The sequence below is a fragment of the Streptomyces sp. NPDC104761 genome (genome assembly GCF_055583445.1).
Genome location: NZ_JBVJNZ010000017.1, coordinates 97,289 through 119,520 on the forward strand (window position 1 = coordinate 97,289; position 22,232 = coordinate 119,520).

The window sequence follows — 22,232 nt, forward strand, 5'->3', positions numbered from 1 at the left end:
CCCAAAAGGGGCGTGTTTTCCGGACATTGACGAACAGATTTCCGGGCCACCGGTGCGGTGCAGCGATCGGCCAGCCTACCGCGCGCAGTATGACAACAGGATCACGGGGCGCGCTCGGGCAGAACACCGCTGAGCAGGAACGCGACGTTCCGCTCGGTCTCCGTCCAGGCCCTGGTGTCCAGTTCGACGGACTGCAGGAGGGCGCACTCGACCTGGTATCCGTGCTCGGTCAGGTCGCGTCCGACGAGTTCGGCCGCGTCACGGGTGGCGGCGTGGGTGACGATGCGCTGCGGACGGCGGTCGGCGACCGCGGTGACCACGGCCGCTCCCCCGCCGCCGACCCGTACGACGTCGGGCTCGGGCAGGTTCTCCAGCACGTGCGGGGCAGCGCCGTGCACGATCTGGAGCTGGACGCCGAACTTCCGGGCGGCCGCGTCGCTGCGCACGCAGGCCGCGAGGTCCCGGTCGACGGCGATGACGGCGGCCCCGGCGCGCGCGGCCTCGGTGGCGAACGCGCCGCTGCCGCAGCCGATGTCCCAGACGAGGTCGCCGACCCTGGGCCCCAGCCGGGCGAGTTGGGCGGCCCGCAGCAGATCCGTTTCCCCTTCGCCGAGCGGGGCGCCGTCGCCGTACTCCGCGTCGGGCAGCACCCAGCCGCGCGGGCCGGCGGCCGGGTCGCGGCCGGCGATCCAGCCGCCGCCCTCGGGGGCCGGCACCGCTCCGGTCGTGCCGCCGATGACGATGACGACGTTGGGGTCGCGCCAGGCGTGGTCGGCGGCCTTGTCGGAGGTGACGACGTGGACCTGCTCGCGTTCGGTGCCGAGTTCCTCGCAGATGACGAAGGTGCGGTGGACGCCCTCCATGAGGAGGCCGAGTTCGGCGGGTCCGGCGCCGGGTGAGGTGAGGACGGCGACCTTGGTGTGGGCGCGGCACACATTCACCGCGCGTCGCAGGGTGCGCCGGTGGGCGACGACCACCTGTGCGTCGTCCCAGGGCATTCCGGCGCGGGCGAAGGCGGCGGCCACCGAGGAGACGGCGGGGACGACCTCGACCTCCAGGCCGAACTCGGGGGCGCGCAGGGTCCGTACGACGCCGAAGAAGCCGGGGTCGCCGTCGGCGAGCACCACGGCGGTGCCGCGGTGGCCGGCGATGCGGCGGGCGGCGAGGGCGACGCTGCCGAGGCGGATGCGTTCCGCGCCGGGCGGCACTTCGGGGAGGGCGAGGTGGTGGGCCGCGCCCGCGACGAGCGTGGCGGCGCCCAGTGCGCCGCGCCCTGCGGCGGTCAGGGGCGAGCCGTCCCAGCCGATCACCGTGACCCGGTCGGCCATCGTCGTCAGTCTCCAGGGTTTTCGCAGGTCGTCAGGGTCCGGGCCCGGAGGACGGGCACCGTGAGGGTACCTGGTGGAGGTGTACGGCGCGCGAGGGGGCGGGTTTCGCCGCCGTCAGTTCCAGGAGGTGAAGCCGTCGCTGCCGGTGAGTTCCTCACCCGCGCCCTCCAGGTCCTCCGGGAGCAGGCTCCATACGATGTAGTCGCTGCGCACGTCCGCCCAGGTGCCGTCCTCGGTGCGGACGTGGACTATGCAGGCGTTGCGCAGCACGCCCTCGCTGATACAGCCGATCTTCTGTGCCACCTGCTGTGCGGCGGTGTTGTCGGCGGCGGTGCGCAGTTCGATGCGCTCGAACTTCTGGTCGCCGAGCAGCCACTGGGCGGTGGCGAGCGCGGCCTCGGAGGCGTAGCCCTCGCCCCGGGCCCAGGGGGCGATGATGTACGACAACTCGGTCGACCGGATGTGCCAGTTGGTCCTGGCGAGCCGGACGACGCCGACCAGCCGCTGGGTGAGGAACTCGGTGACGGCGAGGTCCAGGCCCCGGCCGGCGAGCCGTTCGGCCGACGCGTGCTCGGTGATCCAGCGCCGGGCTGCGTCCTCGCCGTACGGCTGCGGGACGCTGGTCCAGGCCCCCACCTGCTCGTCGTTCATCATCTCGGCCACCGCGGGCACGTCGTCCTCGTCGAGGGGACGCAGCACCAACCGCTCCGTGCTGATGGAGATGTTGGGGAAGGTGCTAGTCATGCGCCGCTCCGTAACCTTCGGAAATCCTTCAGGGCCTGCGAACTGCCCAGCATGCAGCATGAAACCACTGAACCGCACGACGGGGTCCACCCGTGGTGACCGAGTGGACCCCGTGCGTGGCGATACGCCGTATACGTGCCGTCAGAAGGACGGGATGACCGAGCCCTGGTACTTGTCCTCGATGAACTTCTTCACCTGGGGCGAGGTGAGCAGCTCGGCGAGCTTCTTCACCCGCGGGTCCTTCTCGTTGCCCTGCTTCACCGCGAGGAAGTTGCCGTAGGGGCTGTTCTTCGCGGACTCCAGGACGAGGGCGTCCTTGGCGGGCTTGATGCCGGCCGAGATGGCGTAGTTGCCGTTGATGACGGCGGCGTCCACGTCGTCCAGGGAGCGCGCGGTCTGGGCCGCCTCGACCTCCTTGAACTGGAGGTTCTTGGGGTTCTTGGCGATGTCCTGCGGGGTCGCCTCGCTGCCGGCGCCGTCCTTGAGGGTGATGAGTCCGTTGGCGGCGAGCAGCTTGAGGGCGCGGGCCTCGTTCACGGAGTCGTTGGGGACGGCGACGGTCGCACCGCTCTTCAGCGCGTCGACGCTCTTGACCTTGTGGGAGTAGAGGCCGAGCGGCTCCAGGTGCACCGTGACGACGGGCACGATGTGGGTGCCGCGCTTCTTGTTGAAGTCGTCGAGGTACGGCTTGTTCTGGAAGTAGTTGGCGTCCACCGAGCCGTCCTCGGTCGCCGTGTTCGGCGTGATGTAGTCGGTGAACTCCTTGACCTCCAGGTCGAGTCCGGCCTTCTTCGCCAGGTTGTCCTTGATGTAGTCGAGGATCTCGGCGTGCGGGGTCGGGCTCGCCGCGACGACCAGCGGACCGCTGTAGTCGCCGGAGCCGGAGGCGGAGTCCTTGTCCGAGCCGCAGGCGGTGAGCCCGAAGGTGAGGGCTCCGGCGGCGAGGACGGCGGTGGTGAGCTTGGCGGTGTTACGCACGAAAAGTGCCTTTCCTTAAGGGTGGAGCGGCCCCGCGGTGGGTGGTGCGGGGAGTTCTGGGGGGGTTGGCTCAGACGGTCTTGCTCGTGGCGGTGGACGCCTTGAGCAGCCGGAGCTTCGGCACCGGGCCCGACTGGCCGCCTCGGCGGTGCAGCGAGCGGGCCGCGTAGTCGCCGGCGAACTGGATGACCGAGATGACGACGGCGAGGATGGCGACCGTGATCCACATCAGTTCGGTCTCGAACCGCTGGTAGCCGTAGCGGATGGCGATGTCGCCGAGCCCGCCGGCGCCGACCGTGCCGGCCATCGCGGAGTAGCCGATGAGCGCGACGATCGTGGTCGTGGTGGAGGAGATGAGCGAGGGCAGCGACTCGGGTACGAGGACCTTCCGTACGACGGTCCAGGTGTTGCCGCCCATGGCCTGCACGGCCTCCACGAGCCCGCCGTCCACTTCGCGGACAGCCGTCTCGACGAGGCGGGCGAAGAAGGGGATCGCGCCGATGGCGAGGGGCACGATGGCGGCCTCGCGGCCGATGGTCGTCCCGGTGATCCAGCGGGTGAAGTTCATCAGCGCGACCATCAGGATGATGAACGGCATCGAGCGGGCGACGTTCACGATCTGCCCGATGACCTTGTTGGCCAGCACGTTCTGGAGCAGGCCGCCCCGGTCGGTGAGGACCAGCAGGACGCCCAGCGGAAGTCCGCCGACGACGGCGATCAGCGTGGACCAGCCGACCATGTAGAGGGTGTCCCAACACGCCTGGGACAGCAGGGGCTGCATCTCGGACCAGGTCACTTGGCACCGTCCTTCACCAGCGCGGGCTCCTGGCCCAGTACGTCGATCTGCAGGCCCTGCTCGCGCAGGAAGCCGATGGGCACCACGTTGTCCTCGTAGCGGCCGGGCAGTTCGATGCGCATCCGGCCGATCTGGAGGCCGCCGACGGTGTCGATGGCGGCGCCGAGGATCGATATGTCGATGTTGTAGGTGCGGGAGAGCTGGGAGATGACCGGCTGGGTGGCGGCCTCGCCGTGGAAGGTGACGTCGAGGACGGTCCGGTCGTCTCCGGACGCCTCACCGCCGACCGGGAAGAGCGCGGCGGCCAGTTCGGAGCCGGGGGTCGCGAGCAGTTCGCTGACGGTCCCGTGCTCGACGATGCGGCCGCGTTCCATCAGCGCGGCGGAGTCGCAGACGGCCTTCACGACGTCCATCTCGTGCGTGATGAGCAGGACGGTCAGGCCCAGCTGCCGGTTCAGGTCGCGCAGCAGCTGGAGGATGGAGCGGGTGGTCTCCGGGTCGAGGGCGCTGGTGGCCTCGTCGGAGAGCAGCACCTTGGGGTCGCCGGCCAGGGCGCGGGCGATGCCGACGCGCTGCTTCTGGCCGCCGGAGAGCTGGGCGGGGTAGGACTTCGCCTTGTCGGCGAGCCCGACGAGGTCGAGCAGCTCGAGCGCCTTGCGGGAACGTTCCTTCCCCGACTTTCCGAGGATTTCCAGCGGCAGTTCGACGTTGTCCTGGACGGTCCGGGAGGACAGCAGGTTGAAGTGCTGGAAGACCATGCCGATCCGGCTGCGCGCCTGCCGCAGCTCCCGGCCGGCCCGCGGGCCGCGTCCGGCGAGGGCGGTGAGGTCCCGTCCGTCGACCGTCACGGTGCCGGCGGTGGGGCGTTCCAGCAGGTTGACGCAGCGGATGAGCGAGGACTTGCCGGCGCCGGACTGGCCGATGACGCCGTACACCTCGCCCTCGCGGACGTGCAGGTCGACGCCGTCGAGGGCGGTGACCTCTCGGCCGCGGGTGCGGTAGACCTTGGTCAGGCCCGATGTGGTGATCACTGGGATTCCGTCACTGTTGAGTACGCGGGCGTGGGTGTGCCCTGGTACGGGAGGAAGAATGTGCGCGGGGCAGCCGGGTCACGTACGGCTCAGGGCGTACGGACACACGGACAGGCCACGGCGGCTCGCTTCGGGGCGCGAGGCTCTGGGGTGGTGCGGGGGCCCTCTAGAAGGCGCACATTCGACACATACAACGAGCACCGGGCGTCATGGTCGCCTCGGTCGCAGGGGTGCGGTCGCTCGTCGTGGTCATGCGATCAGTAAACCAGACCTACGGTCCTGACAGGCCGCCGCTGTCCGCATGCTGGACAGCGGCGGACACGTTTCAGCCGCGGGGCGATATCGCGACGCCGCGGTCGGTGACCAGCGCGGACAAGGCCGAGAGGTCCTTGACCACGAGGTCCGCGTCCAGCTCGTGAGCCTGATGGGTTGTGGCCAACGCCACGGTGGTCATGCCGGCCGCGCGGCCGGCCTGGAGGCCGGCGGGGGCGTCCTCGAAGACCACGCAGTGGGCCGGGTCGACGCCGAGCTGCCGGGCGGCGAGGAGGTACGGCTCGGGGTCGGGCTTGCCGCGGGTGATGTCGTCGGCGCAGACCAGCGTCTTCGGCCGGATCCCGACCGCCTCCAGGCGGGCCTCGGCCAGGCGGCGGGTGGCGGAGGTGACGACGGCCCAGCGGTCGGCGGGGAGCGAGTCCAGGAAGACGGCGGTGCCGGGGAGCAGGTGGACGCCGTCGTGGGGGACGTCCTCCACCTCCAGCTGTTCGACCCGGGCGACGGCTTCCGGCACGAGGTCCGCCGGGAGCAGGTCGGCGACGATGTCCGCGGCGGGCCGTCCGTGCAGTTCGACGCGGGCGAACTCCTCGGTGACGCCGTACTCGGCCGCCCAGCGGGTCCAGCAGCGGTCGACCGATGCGAGGGAGGAGACCAGGGTGCCGTCGTTGTCGAACAGGAGGGCTTGTGCGTGGATCGTCATGGTCTCGACCCTACGGTGTACGGCAGGGGCGACGGCATCGGGCCGTTTCGGCCGTAATAAGGTCACCGCATGCTCAATGCCCTGCTGACGGTGACCGGAGTCGCCGCGCTGCTGCTCGCCGCGTGGTGCGGCTGGGCGGCGTACCGGGACCAGCCGACGAAGGACTGGCACTTCATCGGGATGGCCGTGGTCTCGGTGCTGGCGGTGATCCAGCTGATCGCCGGGATCGTGCTGCTGGCGCGGGGCGAGAAGCCGGACCAGGGGACGACGATCTTCGTCGCCTATCTGCTGGGTGCGTTCGCGTGCGTGCCGGCCGCGGGGTTCATGTCGCTCGCCGAGCGGACCCGGTGGGGTTCCGTGACGGTCGCCGCGGGCGGTGTGGTGCTGGCCGTGCTGGAGGTGCGGCTCTATGACATCTGGGGAGGGTGAGATGACGGCCGTGGAAGAGAGGCCGAAGCGGCTGACCAGTGGGCCGGGGACGCTGCTGGTGTGGTTCTACGGCGTGATGGTCGTCGGGGCGGTGTCGCGGTCCGCTTACCAGATCGCGACCGAGTTCGACCGGGCGCCGCTCGCGTACTCGTTGTCCGCCGTCGCCGGGGTGGTGTACGCGTTCATCACGTACACGCTGGTGCGGGGCGGCGAGACCGCGCGCAGGGTGGCGCAGGTGTGCTGCGCCGCCGAGCTCGCGGGGGTGTTGATCGTGGGTACGTGGACCGTCGTGGACTCTTCCGCGTTCCCGGATGCGACCGTGTGGTCGGACTACGGGATGGGGTACGTGTTCATTCCGGTGCTGTTGCCGATCTCCGCGTTGTACTGGTTGCGGAAGGGCGCCCAGGGGGGAACTGGTTGAGGAACGTGCGCGGCAGCGGGTGCGTTGTGGCTGATCGCGCAGTTCCCCGCGCCCCTGAAAGGGGCGCTTCAGTGAGGGCGTTGGAAAGCTAGGCCGTTGTCGCGTACGTACTGGCCGGCTTTTCGAGGATGATCATCGGGACGCCGTCTGCGCCCTTGGACGTGCCTACCGTCTCGTAGCCGACCCTCCTGTACAGGCGGAGGTTGCCCTCGCTGCGGTGGCCGGTGAAGAGGCGGAACCGCTTGGCGCCGCGCTCCTCCTCCAACGCGGCCTCGGCCGCACGGAGCAGGCGGGCGCCGATGCCATGGCCCTGGAGGCGGGGGTGGACGCAGAGCTTGCCGATGGCGGCGGCGCCGTCCTCGGTGACCGAACCGCGGACCGAGCCGACGACCTCCTCGCCGAGGCGGGCGACGAAGACGCAGTCGGTGGCGAGTTCCTGACGGACCGAGTCGAGGCTCTGGACGAGCGGGTCGATGCGGTAGTTGCCGTACAGCGCCGCCTCACTCTGGAAGCACAGGTACTGGAGCCTGAAGATCTGCTCTGCATCCTGCTCGGTCGCCACCGAGATGGTCACGCTCATGCCCATGTGCGCACGCCTCCCGCTCACCTGATCGCCTGTCGTTCTCACTCCTATCCCCGTGCTTCGTGGGGCGCAACCTCCGGCGTCAACAATCGGCGCAGACAACCCAGACATCTGGAACGTTCCGGGCCGAGACTGCCCTGTGAGATACCCAACTCCCCTGCGATCTCCCGGTATGTCAGGTCTTTCGGGGACAGCAGGGCCTGCAGGAGGCGCGGGCAGCGGCCGGGGAGACGGGCCACCGCCTCGCGCAGGGCGCGATGGCGGGCGGTGGTGAGGACGCGTTGTTCGGGGGTGGGGGCGGCGGGGTCGGCGGGCTCGGTGGAGTACGGGTGTTCCCGGCCGGCGGTACGGCGGGTGCGGCGCGACTCGGCTCGGACCGCCCTGCGCAGCCAGTCCTCGGGGGCCGTGGGCGGGCCGTGGGTCTCCAGGCGCTCCAGGAGGCGGAGCCAGACGGTCTGCTCCAGGTCGCGGGGGTCGCTGCCGCAGGCATGTGCCTCGGCGGCGGCCTCGGCGGTGAGCAGCGGGCGCAGGGCGGCGACCAGGTCGTTCGTCATATGCGGAACGACGCGGCCGCCCCGGCACGGGTTGCCGGGGCGGCCGGGAGACACCCCGAACGGGGTGCGGGGGCTCAGCCGTTGACGAAGTCGGCGCGGGCCAGCAGGGCGGTGTCGGCGTTGTCGGTGAAGACGCCGTCGATGCCGGTCTCGAAGTACTTCTGGAAGACCGGGAAGACGTTTCCGTAGGCGTCCGCGTCGCTGCCGATGCGGTAGGCGGGCGGCAGGAAGGGGTTCTCGTTGCGCATGGTGTAGGGGTGCAGGATCAGGCCCACCTTGTGCGCGTCGGCGACCAGCGTGCTCGGCGTGGTGAAGTTGCCGTTCGCGTCCTTCGGGATGATCAGGTCGACGGTCGGGCCGATGCCCTGTGCGTAACCGGCTATCTCCCGCAGGCCCTTCGGCGTGATCAGGTCGGCCACCGTGCGCGGGTCGCCCGTCGCGACGAAGTCGTAGGGCTGGGTGCCGGCGGCGGAGAGCAGCACGACCAGCGGGTTGTCGATCAGCTTGTTGAGACGCTGGATGCTGGTCGGCTCGAAGGACTGGACGATGACCGGCGAGTTCCGCTTGTCCTTGCCGTACTTGCGCAGCAGCTTGGCGATCCGCTCCTCGACACCGAGGCCGAGCCTGCGGAAGTACGTGGGGTGCTTGGCCTCCGGGTAGATCCAGACCTGCTTGCCGCGCTTGCGGGTCTGCTCGTCCTGCCACGTGAGGACTTCCTCGAAGGTGGGGATCTCCCAGCGGCCGTTGTAGAGCGTGTTGTGCGGGCGGTTGGCCGGGATGCGCTCGATCGCGCGCAGCGTCTTCAGCTCGGCGAGCGTGAAGTCCTCGGTGAACCAGCCGGTGGTGGGGACGCCGTCCAGCGTCTTGGTGGTCCTGCGGTCGGCGAACTCGGGGTGGTCGGCGACGTTCGTGGTGCCGCCGATCTCCGGCTCGTGGCGGCAGACCAGGTGGCCGTCCCTGGTGGGGACGAGGTCGCCGGCTTCGACGACGTCGGCGCCGAGGTCGAGGGCGAGGTTGTAGGAGCCGAAGGTGTGCTCCGGGCGGTAGCCGCTGGTGCCGCGGTGGCCGATGATCGTCGGCTTCGGCAGGCTCTTCAGGCCGCCGCCGTGAGCGGCCTGACCGGCCTCGGCCGCTCTGGCCGCGCCCGGCAGCCCGAGGACCGCGCCACCGGCGCCGAGCACCGCGGCGCCGAGCAGCGCCCGTCGGCCGGTCGTACCGTTCGTCTGCGTCCGCTCGTTCGAGTCATGCGCGTCCATGAGCGCCCTCCTGACCTTCGCCCTGTGATGCCGGCCGATCGTAGGACTGCGCAGGTGACCGAAGGGAGACCGCCGGCCCAACGGGCGGGTGACGCCGTATGGCTGACGGACGGCGAGTCATGACGGTCCGTCGGCGACATCCGTCACACCGCCCGAGCCGGTGACGACCTGGTTTCGGGACGTCACCGCAGGTAAACCAGCGTCAACAGTACGTAAGACCTCGGTGAACCGGCCGCTCCCGATGTGCGCTTCCCGTGGAGCCGCGAGTAATGTCCTCACCTGCACAGACTCATACCGCCCCTCGACTTCGGAGGACCCGTTGTCCCGCTTCGCGCTCATCAAGGCAGTGCTCGGACCGATCATGCGCCTGATGTTCCGCCCCCAGGTGGAAGGCGTGGAGCACATCCCGGGGGACGGGCCGGTCATCCTCGCCGGCAATCACCTGACGTTCATCGACTCGATGATCCTGCCGCTCGTGAGCAAGCGGCAGGTGTTCTTCATCGGCAAGGACGAGTACGTCACCGGGAAGGGCTTCAAGGGCCGGCTGATGGCCTGGTTCTTCACGGGTGTCGGCATGATCCCGGTGGACCGGGACGGCGCCAGCGGCGGCGTCGCCGCGCTGATGACCGGCAAGCGGGTCCTGGACGAGGGCCGGATCTTCGGGATCTACCCGGAAGGCACCCGCTCCCCCGACGGCCGGCTGTACCGGGGCCGTACCGGCATCGCCCGGCTGACCCTGATGACCGGGGCGCCGGTGGTCCCCTTCGCGATGATCGGCACGGACAAGCTGCAGCCGGGCGGCGCGGGCATCCCGCGGCCCGGCAAGGTCACCGTCCGGTTCGGCGAGGCGATGGAGTTCTCCCGGTACGAGGGGATGGACCGGGACCGCTACGTGCTGCGGGCCGTGACCGACTCGGTGATGGCCGAGGTGATGCGGCTGTCCGGGCAGGAGTACGTGGACATGTACGCCACGAAGGCGAAGGCCGCCTGACGGGGGCACGGCGCGACACACGTTCGGCGCAAGGGCGTGGGCCGGTGGTCCGCGCCCTTGTGTCTGCCATCCGCCTGACACCCGTCCGGCGTCCGCCTGCCGGTGGAATCTGCCCCGACACTTCGCCCGTTCATCCACATTTACCGGCCATATGAGCACACAGCATGTCTTATTCAGACATGCAGAAACCTTCTCGGCGTACCCTGCTCCGTGCTCCGTTCGCTGCCGTCGGCGCCGGACTCCTCGCGGCATGTACCGACTCGGGCTCAGAACCCCGTTCCGGCCCGCAGCACACGGCCGGCACCTCGGGTTTCGTCCCGCAGGGGCCCAAGGGGTTCGTCAACCCGTCGGACCCGGAGGTGCTCGCGGCCGAGCGGAGACGCGGGTCCGGCCCCGTCCGCATGATCAAGTTCACGGCGGCCAGGAGCATGCTGGACCTGGGCGGGCGAACGGTCCACAGCTGGGCGTACAACGAGTCGGTCCCCGGGCCGCTGGTGCGCGTCACCGCCGGTGACGTCCTCAGCCTGACCCTCTCCAACCAGCTGGCCGAGAAGACCTCGCTGCACGCGCACGGGGTGCGCCTGCGCTGCGACATGGACGGCGTCCCCGACCTGACCCAGCCGGCCATCGCGCCGGGCACGGACTTCATCTACCGCTTCGTCGCCGCCCACCCGGGCACGTACCTGCTCCATTCGCACGTCGGCATGCAGCCCGACCGGGCCCTCTACGCGCCGTTCATCGTCGACGACCCGAAGGAGCCGCTCGCCTACGACCAGGAGTGGGTCGTCGTCCTGGACGACTGGGTCGACGACGTCGACGGCTCCAACCCCGACCACGTGCTCGACCAGCTCAAGCCGGGCGGGTCCATGGCGATGCACATGGGGATGGGCATGGGTCCCGGCCCCGGCAGTCCGAGCCCGCACGGCTCGGCGCACGGCTCGGCGCATGCCTCCCCGTCGCCGTCCAAGTCCGCGGCCAGGACCAAGCCGAAGTCCCCGACGGGCCCCGACCGGGTGCTGCGCAACTCCCACAGCGAGCTGCTGCACGGCGAGGGCGGCAACGTCGCCTACCCGTACTACCTGGCCAACGGGCGGCTGCGCACCGACCCCTCGGTCTTCCGCTGCCGTCCCGGCGACCGGGTCCGGATCCGGATCATCAACGCGGGCTCCGAGACGGCGTTCCGGGTGGCGCTCGGCGGCCACGAGATGACCGTCACCCACACCGACGGCTACCCCGTGCAGCACAAGAGGACCGACGCGCTCCTCATCGGCATGGCCGAGCGGTACGACGTCCTCGTCACCGCCAAGGACGGGGTCTTCCCGCTCGTCGCGCTCGCCGAGGGCAAGAACGGCAAGGCGCTCGCGATCCTCCGCACCGACAAGGGGAGAGACCTTCCGGCGCCGGATGTCCGGCCGGCCGAGCTGGACCGCGAGATCGTGCCGGCGCGCCGCCTGCTGCCGGCCGAGTCCGTCGCCATGGACGACCGGGTCCCCGACCGTGACCTGCTCATCCGGATCACGGGCTCGATGCAGAGGTACGACTGGGGGTTCGACCACAAGCAGTACGACGTGCGGCAGCGGCATGCGGTGCGGGCCGGTGAGCGGGTGCGGCTGACGCTCGTCAACGCGACGGACATGTGGCACCCGATGCATCTGCACGGGCACACGTTCTCCGTCACCGGGATCAGCTCGGCGGGGGCGCGCAAGGACACGACGATCGTGCTGCCGCACCGCAAACTGGTGCTCGACTTCGATGCCGACAACCCCGGGTTGTGGATGCTGCACTGTCACAACCAGTACCACTCGGAGAGCGGGATGATGACGGTGCTCGGTTACCAGAAGTGATGCGGGGTGCTTCGGCGGTCCTCCGGGCGCGGACAGGTCGTGGTTGCTCGCGCAGTTCCTCCCCCGGCCTTCGGCCGGGGGCACCCCCAGCGCCCCTACGGAGTGCTCTCCAACCGTTGATTCCGGAGCAGGAACCAGGCTGCCGCCGCCGTTGCCAGGAGGACCGCGGCGCCTGCGCCCGAGGCCAGGTGGAGGCCGTGGGTGAAGGAGTGGCGGGCCGCGGTCAGCATGTCGGCCGCCGAGGGTGCGGGCATGGTCTTCGAGGCCTCCAGGGCCGCACCCAGTGATTCGTGGGCGGCGGCCGGGGTGCCCGGCGGAGCCGTGAAGCCGCGGTAGACGCCCGTCACGATCGAGCCCAGCAGGGCGATGCCCAGCGCCGCGCCCAGTTCGTACGCCGTCTCGGAGACCGCCGAGGCGGCACCGGCCTGGTCCTTGGGGACGCTGGAGAGGATGACGTCGGCCGTGACCGTGAAGGAGAAGCCCGCGCCGACGCCGACCACCAGGAGGGCGGCGCCGAGGACCGGGTAGCCGGTGGACTGCGAGAGGGTGGTCAGGGCCGCGAGGGCCACGCCCACGGCCGCCAGGCCACCGGAGACCACCGCCCGTACCGAGTAACGGCGGGCCGCCCGGCCCGCCACCAGGCCCGCCGCCACCGCGCCGACCGCGGCCGGGACCTCGGCGAGGCCGGCCTCGAACGGGTGCCTGCCCTGCACCAGTTGCAGGAACTGGGAGAGGAAGAACACCAGCCCCGACATGCCGAGCACGGTCAGCAGGTCGGCCAGGACCGCACCGCTGAAGCCGCGGTTGCGGAACAGCCGCATGTCCAGCAGGGGCCTGGGCATGGTGAGCTGGCGGCGGACGAAGCCGTAGAGGGCCGCGACGCCGAGGAGGGCGGCGGCCGCGGTCACGCCGGTGAGGCCGTGCGTCGCGGCCTCCTTCACCGCGTACACGACGGCGATCATGCCGACCAGTGACAGGACGACGCTGCTCAGGTCCCAGGGGCCCGGGGCGGGGTTGCGGGACTCCGGGAGCGTCCGGAGGCCGACGAGGACGAGGAGCACCATCACCGGCAGGTTGATCAGGAAGACCGAGCCCCACCAGAAGCGTTCGAGCAGGAAGCCGCCCGCGATCGGGCCGACGGCCGTGCCGGCGGAGGCCGCCGCGCCCCAGATGCCGACGGCGAGGCTGCGCTCGCGCGGGTCGTGGAAGAGGTTGCGGATCAGGGCGAGGGTGGCCGGCATCAGGGTCGCGCCCGCGACGCCCAGCAGGGCGCGGGCCGCGATCAGCATTCCGGGGGTGGTCGCGTACGCGTTCAGTACGGAGATCGCGCCGAACGCCGCCGCGCCGACGAGCAGGATCCGCTTGCGGCCGACGCGGTCGCCGAGGCTGCCCATCGAGACCAGCAGGCCGGCGATGACGAACGAGTAGACGTCGCCGATCCAGAGCAGTTGGGTGCCCGAGGGGCTGAGGTCTTCGCTGATGTAGGGGGTCGCCAGGCCGAGGACGGTCGCGTCGACGGCCACCAGCAGCACGGCGAGCACGAGGGCGGAGAGGGCGAGCCAGCGGCCCGGCCGCTTCTCTTCCGTCTCCGCTGTGCGCGCCGGCTGCACGGTGCTGGTCATGGTTCCTCTCTTCGTCGTGCGCCGCCGAGCAACAGCTCGACGATCATGTGGGTGAAGTCCCTGGGGGCGACGCGGCCTTCGGAGACCGCCCAGGCGGCGGAGGCCAGCAGGCCGTACAGCGCCTCGGTGAGCCAGGCGGGCGTGAGATCGATTCGGAACTCGCCGGTCTGCTGACCGCGTCGGAAGAGGGCCGCGATGCGGTCGTCGATCCGCGTCCAGCCCTGGTTCTGCCCGTCGCCCTCGAACAGCTGGTTCTCGGTGTAGAGGAACGCGAGCAGACCGGCGGCCGGCTCGATCTCCCGGACCAGGCGGTGTACGGCGTCGGACGCCGGGCCCTCGGCCAGGCGGGCCGCGTCCAGGGCCGCCTCGCACTCGGCGATGCCGAGCGCCTCCAGCGCGCGGACGAGCGCGTCCCGCCCGGCGAAGTGCCGGTGCAGGGTGGCCCGGCTGATCCCGGCGGCTTTGGCGACCTCGTCCATGGTCGCGGTGGATTTCCGGGTCAGCAGGGCGGCTGCGCTGCGCAGGACGTGGTCGCGGTCGAGGGCCATGAGACGAGGATAAATCATGTGAGACATCTTTGTCTCACGTGCGGCGTACACGCATCAGGAGACCGGCGTTGTGTGCGAGTTTGTGGTGTTAAGTGCATTTCTGGGACGTTACGCCCGGTTCTGTGTCAGTGCCACGGCAGACCGCCGCGGTGCTCCCAGTAGGCGCGCGGTTCCTCGGCCAGGGCGGCGAGGCGGCTCAGCTGGTCCGTGTCGAGGTCGACCGCGGCCGCGTGCAGGTTGGAGGCGAGCTGGGCGACCGTCGCCGCGCCGGAGAGGACGACCCCGGCCCAGGGCTGGCGGAGTACGGCCGCGAGGGCGACGGCGTCGCAGCCCAGGCCGGTCTCCTCGGCCACGGCCCGCAGGGCGTCGGGGGCGTGCGGGGCGGCCAGCCTGCCGTTGGCCATGCCCTCCTTCACGATCACCGTGAGCCCGGCGTCGTGCGCCTCGGCGAGGGCCGGGCCCGCCGAGGTCTCCAGGACGTTGTACGTCGACTGGACGGTACCGAAGAGGGGATCGCCGTCGACCGTCACGGCGAGGGCGGCGCGGATCGCGTCGGCCTGGGCGGGGCCGCTGGTGGAGAAGCCGATGGTGAGGCCGCCGGCCGCAGCTTCGGCGAGGCGGGCGTGGAGTTCCTTGTCGGTGAGGGCGGGGCTGTCCGGTGTCACCGAGTGGATCTGGTAGAGGTCGAGCCGGTCGCCGAGGAGTTCGGCGGTCTCGGCGCGCTGCCGGGCGTACGTCTGCGGGCTGTGGTCCTTGACCTCGTGGGTCTCGGCGTCCGCCGACCAGCCGGCGGTGTAGGTGTAGCCCCACTTGCTGCCTACGACGACGTCCTGGATCTCCGGGTGGGCGGCCAGCCAGCCGGCCAAGAACTCCTCGCTGCGGCCGTAGGAGCGGGCCACGTCGAAGTAGCGGACGCCCTGGGCGTAGGCGGCGTCGAGGAGTTCGTGCGTGCGGGTGCGGAGGGCGCCGACGCTGCGGTCCTCGCCGAGGTCGGTTTCGCGGCCGAGGTTGATGTAGCCGGGGCGGCCGACCGCGGCGAGGCCGAGGCCGATGTGGCAGGTGGGAGTTGTTGCTGTTGCCAGTCGGGCGAAGGGCATCGCGGGCTCCGTCGTGGTCGGCTGCGTGGGGCTATTGACCAACGTAACCCGCGATGACCTCTGGTTCGCCGTTCAGCTCGGGGGGTGCGGTGCATTCGCGACCGCGGGCGCTTCGTGGTTGCTCGCGCAGTTCCCCGCGCCCCTGAAGGGGCGCGGGGAAGTCCTACTTCTTCGCGTCCGCCCACTCGTGCTGCCGGGCCACGTCCGCCTTGACCTCGGTCAGTTGTACCGCGACCGCGCTCGGGGCCGTGCCGCCCCTGCCGTTGCGGGAGGCGAGGGCGCCGGGGACGTTGAGGACCGTGCGGACCTCCGGGGTCAGGTGGGCGGAGATCTTGGCGAACTGGTCGTCCGTCAGCTCGTCGAGTTCCTTGTTCTCGGCCTCCGCCGCCTTGACGCACTCGCCGGCCACCTCGTGAGCGACGCGGAACGGCACGCCCTGCTTGACCAGCCACTCGGCGATGTCGGTGGCGAGGGAGAAGCCGGCCGGGGCCAGTTCCTCCATGCGCTCGCGGTTGACGGTGAGGGTGGCCATCATGCCGGTGAAGGCGGGGAGCAGGACCTCCAGCTGGTCGCAGGAGTCGAAGACCGGCTCCTTGTCCTCCTGGAGGTCGCGGTTGTAGGCGAGCGGGAGCGCCTTGAGGGTGGCCATCAGGCCGGTGAGGTTGCCGATCAGCCGGCCGGACTTGCCACGGGCCAGCTCCGCGATGTCGGGGTTCTTCTTCTGGGGCATGATCGAGGAGCCCGTGGAGAACGCGTCGTGCAGGGTCACGAAGGAGAACTCCTTCGTGTTCCAGATGATGACCTCCTCGGCGATCCTGGAGAGGTTGACCCCGATCATCGCGGTGATGAAGGCGAACTCGGCGACGAAGTCGCGGGAGGCCGTGCCGTCGATGGAGTTCGCGGAGCTGCCGTGCTCGAAGCCGAGGTCCTTCGCCACCGCCTCCGGGTCCAGGCCGAGGGAGGAGCCGGCGAGGGCGCCGGAGCCGTACGGGGAGACGGCCGTGCGCTCGTCCCACTGCCGCAGCCGCTCGGCGTCCCGGGTGAGGGACTGGACGTGCGCGAGGACGTGGTGGGCGAAGAGGACCGGCTGGGCGTGCTGGAGGTGGGTGCGGCCGGGCATCGCCACGTCCGGGTGGGCCTCGGCGAGGCCGATCAGGGCGTCCTGGAGGTCGGCGACCAGGCCGCCGATGATGCGGGCGTGGTCCCGCAGGTACATCCGGAAGAGGGTCGCCACCTGGTCGTTGCGGGAGCGGCCGGCGCGCAGCTTGCCGCCGAGGTCGGGGCCGAGGCGCTCCAGGAGGCCGCGCTCCAGGGCGGTGTGGACGTCCTCGTCGGCGATCGTGCCGACGAAGGAGCCGTCGGCGACGTCGGCTTCGAGCTGGTCGAGGCCGGCGATCATGCGCTGGAGTTCGTCCTCGGTGAGCAGGCCCGCCTTGTGCAGCACGCGCGCGTGGGCACGTGAACCGGCGATGTCGTAGGGCGCGAGCCGCCAGTCGAAGTGGACGGACGCGGACAGCTTCGCCAGGGCCTCGGCGGGACCGTCGGCGAAACGGCCGCCCCAGAGCCGTACGTCACCGCTGTTGCTGCTCACTTGCGTTGCTCCTAGGAAGGGTTGACGGGTAGCGCAGATCCTTGCAGATCTGTGCCTGGTCTACGTCTCTATGCCTGGTCCACGTCGGGCTGTGCCCGCAGATGGCGCTGCGCGGCGATCTTCGACGACAGGCTGTAGATGTCGATGAAGCCCTTGGCCGCGGCCTGGTCGAAGGTGTCCCCGGTGTCGTAGGTGGCGAGGTTGAAGTCGTAGAGGGAGGAGCCGGAGCGGCGGCCGGTGACGACCGCGCGGCCGCCGTGGAGGGTCATGCGGATGTCTCCGGTGACGTGCTGGTTCGCCTCGTCGACGAAACCGTCCAGGGCACGCTTGAGCGGGGAGAACCACAGGCCGTCGTAGACGAGTTCGCCCCAGCGCTGTTCCACCTGCCGCTTGTAGCGGGCGAGTTCGCGCTCGACGGTGACGTTCTCCAGCTCCTGGTGGGCCGTGATGAGCGCGATCGCGCCCGGCGCCTCGTACACCTCGCGGGACTTGATGCCGACGAGACGGTCCTCGACCATGTCGATGCGGCCGACACCCTGGGCGCCCGCGCGCTCGTTCAGCTCCTGGACGGCCTGGAGGACGGTGACGGGCCTGCCGTCGATCGCCACCGGGGCGCCCGCCTCGAAGGCGACGACGACCTCGTCGGGTTCACGCGGGGTGGCCGGGTTCTTGGTGTACTCGTAGATGTCCTCGATCGGGCCGTTCCAGATGTCCTCCAGGAAGCCGGTCTCGACGGCGCGGCCGAAGACGTTCTGGTCGATCGAGTACGGGGACTTCTTGGTGGTCGCGATCGGGAGGTTCTTCGCCTCGCAGAAGGCGATCGCCCTGTCCCGGGTCATCGCGTAGTCGCGGACCGGGGCGATGCAGGTCAGGTCGGGGGCGAGGGCGGCGATACCGGCCTCGAAGCGGACCTGGTCGTTGCCCTTGCCGGTGCAGCCGTGGGCGACCGTGCCGGCGCCGTGCCTGCGGGCGGCCGCCACCAGGTGCTTGACGATCGCCGGGCGGGAGAGGGCGGAGACCAGCGGGTAGCGGTCCATGTACAGGGCGTTGGCCTTGATCGCCGGGAGGCAGTACTCGTCGGCGAACTCGTCCCTGGCGTCGGCGACCTCCGCCTCGACCGCGCCGCAGGCCAGGGCGCGCTTGCGGATGACGTCCAGGTCCTCGCCGCCCTGGCCGACGTCCACCGCGACGGCGATGACCTCGGCGCCCGTCTCCTCGGCGATCCAGCCGATGGCGACGGAGGTGTCGAGACCGCCGGAGTAGGCGAGTACGACGCGCTCGGTCATGGGTGTCTCCTCACATACATCCGCTCGCTATGCATGAGTATGCAGAGCTCTGCATGATTCGTCAATCTGCCGGGGTTCGGCCGACCGATAGGAAAAAGGGTTGAACAAACGAAACCGCTTACTCGTACCCATCCCTGAACGCAGGCGCCGCGTTGGTAAACCCACCCCTGACCCAAGTGAGGCATCCGCATGTCCAGGGCTCTTCCGAAGTACAACAAGCGTCGTGTCGCGCTCATCGGCGGTGCCGCCGCCGTGGCACTCTCCGGCGCGGTCATCGCCGGTACGGCCCTCGCCGGTACGCCTGACAAGAGCAGCGGCACGAACAACGCGCGCACCCTCGCCGCCTCCCCCGGCACCATCACCTGCCCGGACGTCGCCTCCCAGCTCCCGGCGATCCCCGCCTCCGCGCAGGCCGAGGTCGACCGCAACCTCACGCTCCTGCAGACGCAGATCCAGGAGGCCGACAAGCGGCTGGTCGACACGGTGGGCCAGGGCGGGCCGAACTTCGTGAACAACGCGATCCTCGGTCCCCTCAAGGACAAGCGGGTGGCGACCATCAACCGGATCGCGACCGCGATCGGCCGTACCGCCGCCAAGCCGGCCGGCCTGGACTCGCTGGCGCCGTGCACCCTGAACGCGAGCGGGGCCGGCGCGAACACCGGCAGCGGTACGGCGACGGGCACCGCCTCGGCCAAGCCGAGCACGGGGGCGACCCAGCAGCAGTCGACGGGCAGCACCGGCAGCACGAGCAGCAGCGCGGTGGGCACGATCACCTGCCCGGACGTCGCCTCGCAGCTCCCCGCGATCCCCGCCTCCGCGCAGGCCGAGGTGGACCGCAACCTCACTCTGCTCCAGACTCAGATCTCCGAGGCCAACAACCGGCTCCGGACCACGGTCGGACAGGGCGGCCCGAACTTCGTCCAGAACGCGATCCTCGGCCCGCTTCAGGACAAGCGGAAGTCGACCATCGACCGGATCGCCATCGCGATCGGCCGGACCGCCGCCAAGCCGACCGGTCTCGACTCCCTGGCCGCCTGCACGCTCACCAAGTGACGTGACAGGCAGCTGTGGCCGCCCCGTGTACAGCGCCGGCCGGGGCGGCCACAGTGGGCCTCATGGGAAAGACCTACGAACGCATCGACGGCAGGCTCCGCACGTTCATCGAGGAACAGCCCCTTTTCTTCACCGCCACCGCCCCGCTCGCGGGCGACGGCACCGTCAACCTCTCCCCCAAGGGCCTGCAGGGCTCCTTCGCCGTACTCGACGAACTCACCCTCGCCTACCTGGACTTCGCCGGCTCCAACGCCGAGACCATCGCCCACCTGCGGGAGAACGGCCGCATCACCCTGATGTGGTGCGCCTTCCAGGGCCCGCCGAACATCGTGCGGGTGCACGGACACGGGGAGGCGGTCTTCCGCGACGACCCGCGCTTCGCGGAACTCCTCACCCGTTTCCCGGACATCGACCCGTCCCTGCACGGACTGCGCGCCGTCATCGTCGTCCACGCCGAACTCATTCGCGACAGCTGTGGGTACGCGGTCCCCTACATGGCCTACGAGACCGACCGTGACCTGCACGGGAAGCGCTTCGCGCGCGAGGACGACGCCACGCTGAGCGCGTACTTCGAGAAGAAGGACCACATCGCGGTGAGCCTGGACGGCCTACCCGGGCTGCCGTTGCCGCTGCCTCCGTCTAGCGTCTGAGCCATGCGTCGAGGCGTCGTCATCACCTTTGTGTCCATGTCCCTGCTGCTGCTCGGTGCGGCGCCGGGAGCCACGGATCCGCAGCCGCTGCCCGCCCAGATGGCCGACACGGGCGGCGGCAGCCAGCTGATCACCGCGGAGGCGTCCGCGCCGAGCTCGACCTCGGGGACCGTCACCTGGTGGGAGCGCCGGGACGGGCTATGGGCACAGGTGGGGTCGGCCGCCGCGCGGTTCGGGGCGAAGGGACTGGTGGAGGGGGCGAAGCGGCAGCAGGGTACGAACACGACGCCGACGGGACTGTACGACCTTCCGTTCGGGTTCGGGCTGCAGCCGGCGCCGGCCGGGACCGCGGTCGAGTACCGGCCGGTGACGGCGGACTCCTGGTGGTGCCAGGACAACGACTCGGCCTCCTACAACCGCTGGGTCGAGCCGCTGCCGTCCGACTGCCGGGCCACGGAGTCGGAGAAGCTGTCGTCGTACACGACGCAGTACGGGTACGCGCTGGTGATCGGGTTCAACTACGCGCAGCCGGTGCGGGGGCGGGGGGCCGGGATCTTTCTGCATGTCGACGGGGCGGGGGCCACGGCGGGGTGCGTGTCGGTGCCGGAGGACGCGATGCGGCGGATCCTTCAGTGGGCGGATCCGAAGAAGGGGCCGCACATCGCCATCGGGACGGTGAGCGGGGACACGGCCCTCACCCGGTACTGAGGTTGCGGGCGCTGCTCGCCGGCTACCCGCACGACGAGTTCGGGCAGGACGACATGTCGCGCCCTCAGCCGTGCGCCCTTCACCGAGCCGCGGACGCGCAGCGCACGCAGGTTTTCGCCGCCGGGCGAACTTCGAGGCGCTCCGTCGGGATCGGCTCACCGCACTGCTCGCAGCGCCCGTAATCGCCTCTCTCCAGCCGTTCCAGCGCGCGATCGAGATCGTTCAGATGCTCACGCGCCTGGGACAGCAGGGCGGCGACGTGTGCCCGCTCGAAGGCCGTGCTGGCCCCCTCCGGGTCGTGCTCGTCGTCGATGGCCACCAGTGCGTTCGCCTCGACGATCCCTTCGAACTCACGGCTGAGGGCGGATATCTGCCGCAGCGTGCCGACACGGTCGGCCGCGAGCAGCGCCCGCATCGACTCGCCCTGGGGTGCGGGAAAAGCCGCATCGGTGCATGGATCGCTCATATCGGGAGAACCCTCACTGTCGTGTGCCGAATTCCCGGGTGCCCGGACGGCGACGGCCTCAGCGATGACGTGGGCGGCCGCGCTGGTACTGCTTCGGCCACGGGACGTCGTCACCGAGTACGTGGGCCGCGCGGAGCGGCCAGGTCGGGTTGCGCAGCAGTTCGCGCGCGAGCATGATCGCGTCGGCCGAGCGGTCCACGAGGATCTGGTCGGCCTGCTCCGGTGCGGTGATCAGGCCGACCGCGGAGACGGGCAGGGCCGCGCCCTCGCGGACGGTCCGGGCGAAGGGCACCTGGTAGCCGGGCTCCGCTTCGATACGGGCGTTGTGGACGAGCCCGCCGCTGGTGATGTCCACCAGATCGACACCGTGGGCCACCAGGTGCCGCGACAGCTCGACCGTCTCCTGCGGGGTCCAGCCGCCGTCGGCCCAGTCCGTGGCCGAGAAGCGTACGAACAGGGGGCGGTCCTCCGGCCACTGCGCCCGCACGGCGTCGATGACCTGGACCAGGAAACGGCTGCGCCCGTCGAGATCGCCTCCGTACTCGTCGCTGCGGTGGTTGGACAGCGGTGACAGGAACTGGTGCAGCAGGTAGCCGTGCGCGGCGTGGATCTCCAGGACCTCGAAACCGGCGGACAGAGCCCGCTCGGCGGCCTGGCCGAAGGCCCGGACCAGAGCGCGGATGTCGTCCGCGCCGAGCTCCCGCGGGGCCGGCCAGTCACCGAACGGCAGCGGTGACGGTGCGACCGTCTGCCATCCACCGGCCTCCGGTTCGACGTACATGTCACCCTCCCAGGGCGGTGCCGTCGACGCCTTGCGGCCGGCATGGGAGATCTGGATGCCGGCAACGGCTCCCTGCCCATGGACGAAGTCGGTGATCCGCTTGTACGCGGCGGCCTGCCCGTCGTCCCAGATGCCGGCGTCGGAAGGGGTGATCCGGCCCTCGGGTTCCACTGCCGTGGCCTCCTGCATGACCAGGCCGGACCCGCCGCGTGCCAGGGAGCCGAGATGGACCAGATGCCAGTCCTGCGGATAGCCGTCGACCGAGCTGTACTGGCACATGGGTGCCACCCAGGCCCGGTTCGGGAAGGTCGTACCGCGGAGGGTGAGCGGCGAGAAGAGTCGGCTCATCGGAGACCTCGCAGGAGGGATGTGGGACGCCGAGTGCCCCGCAGCCCTCGAGCCGAGGCCCGGGTTCCCGGCGGGCGCCCCGCACGGGCTGGGCCCCCGAGTACCCCGGCCGCTCGCGGCACACACCACGGCGACGACGTCCCACGGTCGTACC

Annotated in this window: 23 protein-coding genes; 7 read left to right on the forward strand and 16 right to left on the reverse strand. The window is 70.6% G+C overall.

Annotated elements, in window-relative coordinates:
- Positions 1–101: 101 nt before the first annotated feature.
- From cbiE to ACZ63F_RS35750, 6 genes are all read right to left on the reverse strand, one after another.
- Complete coding sequence (gene cbiE, locus ACZ63F_RS35725) at positions 102–1,328, reverse strand: precorrin-6y C5,15-methyltransferase (decarboxylating) subunit CbiE (RefSeq protein ID WP_352366003.1); 1,227 nt, start codon at positions 1,326–1,328, stop codon at positions 102–104.
- Positions 1,329–1,442: 114 nt separating this feature from the next.
- Positions 1,443–2,072, reverse strand: coding sequence for a GNAT family N-acetyltransferase (locus ACZ63F_RS35730; RefSeq protein WP_469717571.1), 630 nt, complete (start codon positions 2,070–2,072; stop codon positions 1,443–1,445).
- A 141-nt stretch (positions 2,073–2,213) separates the two neighbouring features.
- Positions 2,214–3,050 (reverse strand): MetQ/NlpA family ABC transporter substrate-binding protein, encoded by an 837-nt coding sequence (locus tag ACZ63F_RS35735; protein ID WP_469717573.1) that lies wholly within the window; start codon positions 3,048–3,050, stop codon positions 2,214–2,216.
- A 70-nt stretch (positions 3,051–3,120) separates the two neighbouring features.
- On the reverse strand, positions 3,121–3,846 hold the full coding sequence (locus tag ACZ63F_RS35740) for a methionine ABC transporter permease (RefSeq protein WP_382724163.1): 726 nt from the start codon (positions 3,844–3,846) through the stop codon (positions 3,121–3,123).
- Positions 3,843–4,877 carry a methionine ABC transporter ATP-binding protein gene (locus ACZ63F_RS35745; RefSeq protein ID WP_469717575.1) on the reverse strand — a complete coding sequence of 345 codons (1,035 nt, stop codon included), beginning with the start codon at positions 4,875–4,877 and terminating at the stop codon, positions 3,843–3,845. Before ACZ63F_RS35745 ends, ACZ63F_RS35740 begins: the two co-directional genes overlap by 4 nt.
- A gap of 325 nt (positions 4,878–5,202) precedes the next feature.
- Entirely contained in the window at positions 5,203–5,850 is a 648-nt protein-coding gene (locus ACZ63F_RS35750; protein ID WP_469717577.1) for an HAD family hydrolase, read from the reverse strand.
- A gap of 69 nt (positions 5,851–5,919) precedes the next feature.
- On the opposite strand from ACZ63F_RS35750, the gene ACZ63F_RS35755 reads away from it, so the two are divergent.
- Together ACZ63F_RS35755 and ACZ63F_RS35760 are read left to right on the forward strand one after the other, a co-directional pair.
- Positions 5,920–6,279, forward strand: coding sequence for a hypothetical protein (locus tag ACZ63F_RS35755; protein WP_351958827.1), 360 nt, complete (start codon positions 5,920–5,922; stop codon positions 6,277–6,279).
- Position 6,280: 1 nt separating this feature from the next.
- Positions 6,281–6,700 (forward strand): hypothetical protein, encoded by a 420-nt coding sequence (locus ACZ63F_RS35760; RefSeq protein ID WP_469717579.1) that lies wholly within the window; start codon positions 6,281–6,283, stop codon positions 6,698–6,700.
- Between the two features lie 88 nt (positions 6,701–6,788).
- Here ACZ63F_RS35760 and ACZ63F_RS35765 read toward each other — a convergent pair whose 3' ends face one another.
- The 3 genes from ACZ63F_RS35765 to ACZ63F_RS35775 form a co-directional block, all read right to left on the reverse strand.
- On the reverse strand, positions 6,789–7,286 hold the full coding sequence (locus ACZ63F_RS35765) for a GNAT family N-acetyltransferase (protein ID WP_469717581.1): 498 nt from the start codon (positions 7,284–7,286) through the stop codon (positions 6,789–6,791).
- A gap of 44 nt (positions 7,287–7,330) precedes the next feature.
- A complete protein-coding gene (locus ACZ63F_RS35770) occupies positions 7,331–7,837 on the reverse strand; it encodes an RNA polymerase sigma factor (RefSeq protein ID WP_469717582.1) in 507 nt (168 codons plus the stop codon).
- 74 nt (positions 7,838–7,911) lie between these two features.
- Positions 7,912–9,093 (reverse strand): glycerophosphodiester phosphodiesterase, encoded by a 1,182-nt coding sequence (locus ACZ63F_RS35775; protein WP_469717584.1) that lies wholly within the window; start codon positions 9,091–9,093, stop codon positions 7,912–7,914.
- Between the two features lie 319 nt (positions 9,094–9,412).
- Between ACZ63F_RS35775 and ACZ63F_RS35780 the strand changes: the two genes are divergently transcribed.
- Together ACZ63F_RS35780 and ACZ63F_RS35785 are read left to right on the forward strand one after the other, a co-directional pair.
- Positions 9,413–10,084, forward strand: a complete 672-nt coding sequence (locus ACZ63F_RS35780; protein ID WP_089103180.1) for a lysophospholipid acyltransferase family protein — start codon at positions 9,413–9,415, stop codon at positions 10,082–10,084.
- Positions 10,085–10,263: 179 nt separating this feature from the next.
- A complete protein-coding gene (locus tag ACZ63F_RS35785; protein WP_469717586.1) occupies positions 10,264–11,928 on the forward strand; it encodes a multicopper oxidase family protein in 1,665 nt (554 codons plus the stop codon).
- Between the two features lie 95 nt (positions 11,929–12,023).
- Here the strand turns inward: ACZ63F_RS35785 and ACZ63F_RS35790 are convergent, their stop codons facing one another.
- The 5 genes from ACZ63F_RS35790 to ACZ63F_RS35810 all read right to left on the reverse strand — a co-directional run bounded on the left by ACZ63F_RS35790 (position 12,024) and on the right by ACZ63F_RS35810 (position 18,072).
- Positions 12,024–13,550 carry an MFS transporter gene (locus ACZ63F_RS35790; RefSeq protein WP_469717588.1) on the reverse strand — a complete coding sequence of 509 codons (1,527 nt, stop codon included), beginning with the start codon at positions 13,548–13,550 and terminating at the stop codon, positions 12,024–12,026.
- The gene (locus ACZ63F_RS35795; protein ID WP_469717590.1) at positions 13,547–14,098 is read right to left on the reverse strand and encodes a TetR/AcrR family transcriptional regulator; all 552 of its coding nucleotides are present in this window, start codon (positions 14,096–14,098) and stop codon (positions 13,547–13,549) included. Before ACZ63F_RS35795 ends, ACZ63F_RS35790 begins: the two co-directional genes overlap by 4 nt.
- 125 nt (positions 14,099–14,223) lie before the next feature.
- Positions 14,224–15,195, reverse strand: a complete 972-nt coding sequence (locus ACZ63F_RS35800) for an aldo/keto reductase (RefSeq protein WP_469717591.1) — start codon at positions 15,193–15,195, stop codon at positions 14,224–14,226.
- 163 nt (positions 15,196–15,358) lie between these two features.
- Positions 15,359–16,786 carry an argininosuccinate lyase gene (gene argH / locus ACZ63F_RS35805; protein WP_469717593.1) on the reverse strand — a complete coding sequence of 476 codons (1,428 nt, stop codon included), beginning with the start codon at positions 16,784–16,786 and terminating at the stop codon, positions 15,359–15,361.
- A 68-nt stretch (positions 16,787–16,854) separates the two neighbouring features.
- A complete protein-coding gene (locus ACZ63F_RS35810) occupies positions 16,855–18,072 on the reverse strand; it encodes an argininosuccinate synthase (RefSeq protein ID WP_469717595.1) in 1,218 nt (405 codons plus the stop codon).
- Between the two features lie 189 nt (positions 18,073–18,261).
- Between ACZ63F_RS35810 and ACZ63F_RS35815 the strand changes: the two genes are divergently transcribed.
- From ACZ63F_RS35815 to ACZ63F_RS35825, 3 genes are all read left to right on the forward strand, one after another.
- Positions 18,262–19,125, forward strand: a complete 864-nt coding sequence (locus ACZ63F_RS35815; RefSeq protein ID WP_469717597.1) for a hypothetical protein — start codon at positions 18,262–18,264, stop codon at positions 19,123–19,125.
- A 62-nt stretch (positions 19,126–19,187) separates the two neighbouring features.
- On the forward strand, positions 19,188–19,775 hold the full coding sequence (locus ACZ63F_RS35820) for a pyridoxamine 5'-phosphate oxidase family protein (RefSeq protein WP_469717599.1): 588 nt from the start codon (positions 19,188–19,190) through the stop codon (positions 19,773–19,775).
- 3 nt (positions 19,776–19,778) lie between these two features.
- On the forward strand, positions 19,779–20,483 hold the full coding sequence (locus tag ACZ63F_RS35825; RefSeq protein ID WP_469717601.1) for a L,D-transpeptidase family protein: 705 nt from the start codon (positions 19,779–19,781) through the stop codon (positions 20,481–20,483).
- 79 nt (positions 20,484–20,562) lie between these two features.
- Here ACZ63F_RS35825 and ACZ63F_RS35830 read toward each other — a convergent pair whose 3' ends face one another.
- Positions 20,563–20,949 (reverse strand): TraR/DksA family transcriptional regulator, encoded by a 387-nt coding sequence (locus ACZ63F_RS35830; protein ID WP_469717603.1) that lies wholly within the window; start codon positions 20,947–20,949, stop codon positions 20,563–20,565.
- A gap of 58 nt (positions 20,950–21,007) precedes the next feature.
- Positions 21,008–22,078 (reverse strand): NADH:flavin oxidoreductase/NADH oxidase, encoded by a 1,071-nt coding sequence (locus ACZ63F_RS35835; protein ID WP_469717605.1) that lies wholly within the window; start codon positions 22,076–22,078, stop codon positions 21,008–21,010.
- Between the last annotated feature and the right edge of the window lie 154 nt (positions 22,079–22,232).

Coding starts and splice junctions, on each gene's coding strand:
- cbiE (WP_352366003.1), bottom strand. CDS start 1,328: ATGGCCGACCGGGTCACGGTGATCGGCTGGGACGGCTCGCCCCTGACC.
- ACZ63F_RS35730 (WP_469717571.1), bottom strand. CDS start 2,072: ATGACTAGCACCTTCCCCAACATCTCCATCAGCACGGAGCGGTTGGTG.
- ACZ63F_RS35750 (WP_469717577.1), bottom strand. CDS start 5,850: ATGACGATCCACGCACAAGCCCTCCTGTTCGACAACGACGGCACCCTG.
- ACZ63F_RS35755 (WP_351958827.1), top strand. CDS start 5,920: ATGCTCAATGCCCTGCTGACGGTGACCGGAGTCGCCGCGCTGCTGCTC.
- ACZ63F_RS35760 (WP_469717579.1), top strand. CDS start 6,281: ATGACGGCCGTGGAAGAGAGGCCGAAGCGGCTGACCAGTGGGCCGGGG.
- ACZ63F_RS35765 (WP_469717581.1), bottom strand. CDS start 7,286: ATGGGCATGAGCGTGACCATCTCGGTGGCGACCGAGCAGGATGCAGAG.
- ACZ63F_RS35770 (WP_469717582.1), bottom strand. CDS start 7,837: ATGACGAACGACCTGGTCGCCGCCCTGCGCCCGCTGCTCACCGCCGAG.
- ACZ63F_RS35775 (WP_469717584.1), bottom strand. CDS start 9,093: ATGGACGCGCATGACTCGAACGAGCGGACGCAGACGAACGGTACGACC.
- ACZ63F_RS35785 (WP_469717586.1), top strand. CDS start 10,264: ATGCAGAAACCTTCTCGGCGTACCCTGCTCCGTGCTCCGTTCGCTGCC.
- ACZ63F_RS35790 (WP_469717588.1), bottom strand. CDS start 13,550: ATGACCAGCACCGTGCAGCCGGCGCGCACAGCGGAGACGGAAGAGAAG.
- ACZ63F_RS35795 (WP_469717590.1), bottom strand. CDS start 14,098: ATGGCCCTCGACCGCGACCACGTCCTGCGCAGCGCAGCCGCCCTGCTG.
- ACZ63F_RS35800 (WP_469717591.1), bottom strand. CDS start 15,195: ATGCCCTTCGCCCGACTGGCAACAGCAACAACTCCCACCTGCCACATC.
- ACZ63F_RS35810 (WP_469717595.1), bottom strand. CDS start 18,072: ATGACCGAGCGCGTCGTACTCGCCTACTCCGGCGGTCTCGACACCTCC.
- ACZ63F_RS35815 (WP_469717597.1), top strand. CDS start 18,262: ATGTCCAGGGCTCTTCCGAAGTACAACAAGCGTCGTGTCGCGCTCATC.
- ACZ63F_RS35820 (WP_469717599.1), top strand. CDS start 19,188: ATGGGAAAGACCTACGAACGCATCGACGGCAGGCTCCGCACGTTCATC.
- ACZ63F_RS35825 (WP_469717601.1), top strand. CDS start 19,779: ATGCGTCGAGGCGTCGTCATCACCTTTGTGTCCATGTCCCTGCTGCTG.
- ACZ63F_RS35830 (WP_469717603.1), bottom strand. CDS start 20,949: ATGAGCGATCCATGCACCGATGCGGCTTTTCCCGCACCCCAGGGCGAG.
- ACZ63F_RS35835 (WP_469717605.1), bottom strand. CDS start 22,078: ATGAGCCGACTCTTCTCGCCGCTCACCCTCCGCGGTACGACCTTCCCG.